General features: G+C 68.2%; 5 protein-coding genes. All 5 read right to left on the minus strand.

All coding sequences use genetic code 11. From position 1 onward, the window contains the following. Positions 1-1,089 (minus strand): ABC transporter permease subunit (locus IH13_RS0119925; RefSeq protein ID WP_031086321.1); only part of this gene is annotated, 1,089 nt, incomplete at its 3' end. Continuing rightward, positions 1,086-1,874 carry an ATP-binding cassette domain-containing protein gene (locus IH13_RS0119930; protein ID WP_031086322.1) on the minus strand — a complete coding sequence of 263 codons (789 nt, stop codon included), beginning with the start codon at positions 1,872-1,874 and terminating at the stop codon, positions 1,086-1,088. The genes IH13_RS0119930 and IH13_RS0119925, both read right to left, overlap by 4 nt. Positions 1,875-2,063: 189 nt before the next feature. Beyond that, complete coding sequence (locus IH13_RS0119935) at positions 2,064-3,173, minus strand: sugar ABC transporter substrate-binding protein (protein ID WP_031086324.1); 1,110 nt, start codon at positions 3,171-3,173, stop codon at positions 2,064-2,066. Positions 3,174-3,292: 119 nt separating this feature from the next. Next, positions 3,293-4,492 carry an ROK family transcriptional regulator gene (locus IH13_RS0119940; protein ID WP_031086326.1) on the minus strand — a complete coding sequence of 400 codons (1,200 nt, stop codon included), beginning with the start codon at positions 4,490-4,492 and terminating at the stop codon, positions 3,293-3,295. A gap of 284 nt (positions 4,493-4,776) precedes the next feature. Then, entirely contained in the window at positions 4,777-5,691 is a 915-nt protein-coding gene (locus IH13_RS0119945) for a carbohydrate ABC transporter permease (RefSeq protein ID WP_031086328.1), read from the minus strand. Between the last annotated feature and the right edge of the window lie 110 nt (positions 5,692-5,801).

Here is a 5,801-nt window from a genome sequence, read left to right on the forward strand (position 1 = left end):
GAGGCTGGTGCCGCCGATGACGGCCGCGGCGATGACGTTCATCAGGAGGTCGCCGGTGCCGGATCCCTGGTTGACCGCCGCGATCTTGGAGGCCCAGAACAGGCCGCCGACGGCCGCGAAGGTACCGGCGATGGCGAACACCGAGACACGGATCGCGGTGACGTTGATGCCCGCGCGGCGGGACGCCTCGACGCTGCCGCCGAGCGCGAAGATCTTCCGCCCGTACGCGGTGCGGCGCAGGAGGAAGTCCGTGCCGACCAGGACGACGAGGAAGAGGACCAGGGCCAGCGGGAGGCCCCGGTGCTGGTTGAACATGAAGGCGGCGGCGAAGGCGAACACCGCGAGCACGACGGTGCGCACCACGATGTCGGTCACCGGCCGGGCGGGGATGCCCGCGGCCTCGCGGCGGCGGCTGTCCAGGAAGGCGGACAGGAAGAACGCGATGACGACGAGGGCGGCGAGGCCGTAGGCGGCCGCGACGTCCGTGAAGTAGTACGTGGTCAGCTTGCCGACGACGCCGTCGCTGTCCAGGTTGATCGTGCCGGTGTCGCCCAGGAGCTGGAGCATGAAGCCGAGCCAGAACAGCAGGCCGGCCAGGGTCACGGCGAACGCGGGGGCGCCGATCCGTGCGAAGAAGAAGCCGTGGATCGCGCCGATGACGGCGCCGCTGACGATCGCGATGACGATGGCGAGCCACTCGTTCATGCCCTGCGACACGCTGAGGACGGCGACGACCGCGCCGGAGACCCCGCTGACCGAGCCGACCGAGAGGTCGATCTCGCCGAGCAGCAGCACGAAGATGACGCCGACGGCCATCATGCCGGTGGCGACCATGGCCACGGCGATGTCGCTGATGTTCTTCGCGGAGAGGAACTCGGAGTTCAGGCTCTGGAAGACGACGCAGATGATGATCAGGCCGATGATCACCGGGATGGAACCGAGGTCGCCGCCGCGCATCTTGCGCTTGAACTCGGTGAGGTACCCGCCGAGGCCCTGCTCGCGGACGAGCAGGCGGGGGTCGACCACGGTGTCCGCGCCCTTGGCGGCCTCCGGGTTGACCACGGGTGTCGAGGTCTTGTCGGTCGTCACTTCTGGGCCTCCGCGTTGCGTGCCGCACGACGGGTCACGGCGTTTTCCGTGGCGCCCGTGATGGCGGAGATGATCTCTTCCTGCGAGGTGGTCCTGACGTCGAAGATCCCGTTGTTCCGGCCCAGCCGGAGCACGGCGACCTTGTCGGCGACGGCCTTCACATCGGCCATGTTGTGGCTGATGAGAATGACCGCGTGGCCGCGCTCGCGCAGCCGCTCCACGAGGTCGAGGACCTGCGCGGTCTGCTCGACGCCCAGGGCGGCGGTGGGCTCGTCGAGGATGACGAGCTTGGGCTCACCGAGCATCGAACGCGCGATGGCCACCGTCTGGCGCTGGCCGCCGGAGAGCGAGGCGATCGGGATGCGGACGCTCGGGATGCGGATCGACAGCGTGCTCAGGAGCTCGCGGGAGCGGCGCTCCATCTCGATCTCGTCGAGGACCCCGAACCGGCGGATCTCCCGGCCGAGGTAGAGGTTGCCGACGACATCGATGTTGTCGCACAGCGCAAGGTCCTGGTAGACGGTCGCGATGCCCAGGTTCTGGGCGTCGTTCGGCTTGTTGACCTGGACCGGCCGGCCTTCCCACTCGATGACCCCGTCATCGATGGGGTGAACGCCGGCGATCGTCTTGACCAGCGTTGATTTACCGGCGCCGTTGTCGCCCACCAGGGCGACGACTTCGCCGGAGTGGACCTCAAGCTCGACATCGGTGAGCGCCTGGACGGCACCGAATCGCTTGGAGACCCCTCGCAACGCCAACACGGGCGTAGCGGACACGTGAACCATCTCCTTCGCCGCCTGACCCGGCGGGGATGCCGTGCCTGGGGGAAGGCACGGTGGTCGAGCAGGAAAATTGAGAACAGCGGAAGCGTTCCATCCGGTGCCCCGCCCGGTAGCGGGACAGTTGGTGGGCGAGGCACCGGACAGGCTCTTCGCCTGCGGCCCGGCCGTACGGCGGGCCGGCGGCGGCAAGGACTACTTCAGGCCGATCGCGTCGCAGGCGGCCTTGTACTTGGCCGTGCAGATCTCCTCGATCTTCCAGATGCCGTCCTTGATGATGGTCTCCTTGATGTTGTCCTTGGTCAGCGAGACGACCGGGACGAGCACGGTGGGCACGTCCTTCTGGCTGGCGTTGTCGACCTTGGACGTGGCGATGGAGTCGAGCTTCTCGCCCTTGGCGAGCGCGACGGCCATCTCCGCGGCGACGATGCCCTCCTGGGGGTACGACTTGTAGACGCTCATGAACTGCTCACCGGCGACGATGTGCTGCACACCGGCGAGTTCGGCGTCCTGGCCGGTGATCGGCGGGAGCTTGGAGACACCGGCGGACTTGAGGGCCTGGATGATGCCGCCCGCCAGACCGTCGTTGGCGGAGTAGACGCCGTCGATCTTGTCCTTGCCGAGGGCGGTGATCGCGCCCTCCATGTTGGCGTTGGCGTTCTCCGCCTTCCACTCCTTGGTGTCGTACTCCTTGCCGTAGGTCACCTTGCCGTCGAGCACCGACTTGGCGCCCTTCTTGAAGAGCGCGGCGTTCGGGTCGGTGATCGCGCCGTGCATCATCACGACGGTGGGCTTGGTCTTGCCCTTCAGGGCCTCCAGGAGGGCGGTGCCCTGGGCGCGGCCGACCTCTTCGTTGTCGAAGGAGGTGTAGGCGTCGATCGGGCCCTCGGCGAGGCGGTCGAAGGCCACGACGGGGATACCGGCGTCCTTGGCCTTCTTGACGCTGTTCTCGATCGCCTTCGAGTCGACGGCGTCGATGATCAGCGCGTCCACCTTGTTGGTGATCATGGTCTCGACCTGCTGCGCCTGCGTGGTGGCGTCCTGCTTGGCGTTGGCGTAGACCACCTTCGCCTTGCCGTCGGTGAGCTCGTCGACCTTCTTCTCGATGATCGGCTTGTCGAACTTCTCGTAACGGGCCGTCGCGTTCTCGGGAAGGAGCAGACCGATCTTGAGGTCGTCGCTCTTCTTGCCCGAGTCCGTCTCGGCCTTGTCGCCCGACTCCTTGGCGCTCCCGCAAGCGGCGAGCGAGACGGCCATCGTGGTGGCGGCGACGGCAACGGCGGCACGGCGTATGCGCGTGTTCATTTCGAACCTCCCTGACGAGGCCGCGACGTTGCGGCCGAGGTGGCTGGAAGTCAACTCGGCCGCAGGGCCGCCGTCAAGGAGTAAATTCTTAACGAGATGACAACGGTGCCATCCGTTATCTAAGTGAAGGCGGGGGACGCCGTGGGGAGGGTGCTCTCCAAAAGTGTCGAATCCCCCATCTCGCTGAGCACCAGGGCCAGGGCGCCCAGCACTTCGGCCCGTCCGCCGAGCGCGCCGGGCAGCACCGAGAGCTGCCGGGCGGCGCTGGGGATGGCGTACCGGGACACCGAGTCGCGGATGGGGCCCAGCACCAGCTCGCCCGCCTCCGCGAGGGAGCCGCCGAGCACCACCCGGCTGGGGTTGAGGAGGTTGCACAGGTTGGCCACACCGCTGCCGATGTGCCGGCCGACGTCGCCGATCACCCGGCGGCAGCCCGGATCGCCTTCGCGGGCCAGCTGGACGACCCGGTCCATGGTGAGGTCGGCCCCGTGGCTGGGCCGGAGCAGCGGCAGGACGTAGCGGGCGGCGGCGAAGGTCTCCAGGCAGCCCCGGTTGCCGCAGCGGCAGACGGGGCCCGACTCGTCGAGCGTGATGTGCCCGATCTCGCCGGCCGTCCCGCCGGGGCCGCGGTAGATGTGCCCGTCGATCACCAGGCCCGCGCCGACCCCGCTGGCGACCTTGATGTACGCGAGGTCCTTGACCCCCCGGCCGGCGCCCCACACCAGCTCCCCCAGGGCGCCCAGGTTGGCGTCGTTGTCCACGTACACGGGGACCCCGAGGCGGCCCGCCAGCTCCTGGCCCGGGTTGATGCCCGTCCAGCCCGGCAGGATCGAGGTGGAGCCCAGGGTCCCGGACTCGACGTCGATCGGGCCCGGCACGCCGAGCCCGACCCCGATCACCTTTCCGGGGGCGATGCCGGTGGTCTCGACCAGGCGGTTGACCAGCTGTTCCGCCCGGCCGAAGCCGTGTGCCGACGAGGCGTCCACGTCCAGCGGCTCGGACTCCTCCGCGAGGACCTGGTGGGCCAGGTTGCCGATGGCGACCCTCAGGTGCGTATGCCCGAAATCCACCCCTATGACGATGCCCGCGTCCCCGCTGAGCGAGACGCTCCGGGCGCGGCGCCCGCCCGCCGAGGTGGGGGTCACCTCGACCGTGCCGCCTTCCTTGAGCTCCCGGACGATGTTGGAGACGGTGGCCGCGGACAGGCCCGTGCTCCTGGCGATCTCGGCCTGGGTCAGCGACCCCGCCATCCTGACCGCGCGCACGACCCGCTCAAGGTTGGCCCGATGCAGAGACGTCTGCGACCCCGGAGTCTCCATCGACTCTCCCACTCCTGCCATATTCTCCAACATGTGAACTCTAAGCTGAGCGTTTTGGGGTGCCCCCCGTCAAGACCTTGAGCAGTCGGAGCCTCCGATGAGCATCGGGCCCCACCCTCCGGGCACCGGCGAAGGCCCTGGAAACACCACGAACCGCCCCCCGGCGGATGACCGGGGGGCGGTTCGCGGCCCGGAGGCCGTGTTCGTTCGCGGTGAGAGTTGTAGCCGGTGCGCCGGGTGCCGTTGTCACTTGAACACGGCCCCGAAGGGTCTCCGCGGGCCGGCTACTTGAGCGCCCCCGCCGTCAGACCCGCCACCACCTGGCGCTGGAAGACGATGTAGGCCACGAGGACCGGCAGCATCGCCATGACCAGGCCGGCGAAGAGCCCCGACCAGTCGCCCTTGTACCCCTGGCTGGTGGCCAGCTCGACCAGCCCCTGGGAGAGCACCTTGCCGTCCGGGTCGGTGTTGAGCACCGTCGGCAGCATGTACTGGTTCCACTGGCCCAGGAAGTTGAAGATACCGACGCTGATCAGCCCGGGCTTCGCCATCGGCAGCATCACCTGGAAGAACGTCCGGGTGTGCGAGGCGCCGTCGAGCATGGCCGCCTCCGCGATGGAGGTCGGCAGGGTCCGGAAGAACGAGGTGAGGAAGAAGACGGTGAAGGGGAGTGAGTAGGCGATGTAGACCAGGATCAGCCCGTGCACCGAGTTGAGCAGGCCCATGTTGTTCATGACGAAGAACAGCGGGACCAGTGCCAGGATGACCGGGAAGCTCATCCCCCCGATGAAGAGGTAGTAGATGAAGCGGTTCCCGGGGAAGTCGAACCGCGCCAGTACGTACGCCGCCATCGATCCGAGCAGCAGCGTGCCGACGAGCGAACCGCCCACCACCATGATGGTGTTCAGGAAGTAGTCGCTCATGTGGGCCTGGGTCCAGGCCCGGGACCAGTTCTCGAAGTGGAGCGAGTCGGGCAGCGACCACGGGGTCGACAGGATCGCGTCGTCCGTCTTGAAGGACGCCACCACCGCCCACAGCAGCGGCATGACGACGAGCACGGCCCAGATGATCAGCATGCCGTGCGAGAACACGTTGAGGACGGCGCCCTCGGTGCTCTTCGCCGGTTCGGCCGAGGCGTCGGTCTTCGTCACCGGCGAGCGCGGCGCCGGGACGGTGGGAGGGGTCTCAGTGACCTTCACGTGTGCTCACCTCGTACAACTGTCGGGCCGGTCACCAGGATGGGACCGTGCTGCGCTCCGCCGCGGTACCTCACGCGCTCCCCCATCAGAACTCCAGCCGCTCCCGCCGG

Source organism: Streptomyces sp. NRRL WC-3549 (genome assembly GCF_000721935.1).
Classification (GTDB): domain Bacteria; phylum Actinomycetota; class Actinomycetes; order Streptomycetales; family Streptomycetaceae; genus Streptomyces.

What these genes read in the sequence shown, in the direction of transcription:
- IH13_RS0119930 (WP_031086322.1), bottom strand. Translation starts at nt 1,874, where the DNA reads ATGGTTCACGTGTCCGCTACGCCCGTGTTGGCGTTGCGAGGGGTCTCC.
- IH13_RS0119935 (WP_031086324.1), bottom strand. Translation starts at nt 3,173, where the DNA reads ATGAACACGCGCATACGCCGTGCCGCCGTTGCCGTCGCCGCCACCACG.
- IH13_RS0119940 (WP_031086326.1), bottom strand. Translation starts at nt 4,492, where the DNA reads ATGGAGACTCCGGGGTCGCAGACGTCTCTGCATCGGGCCAACCTTGAG.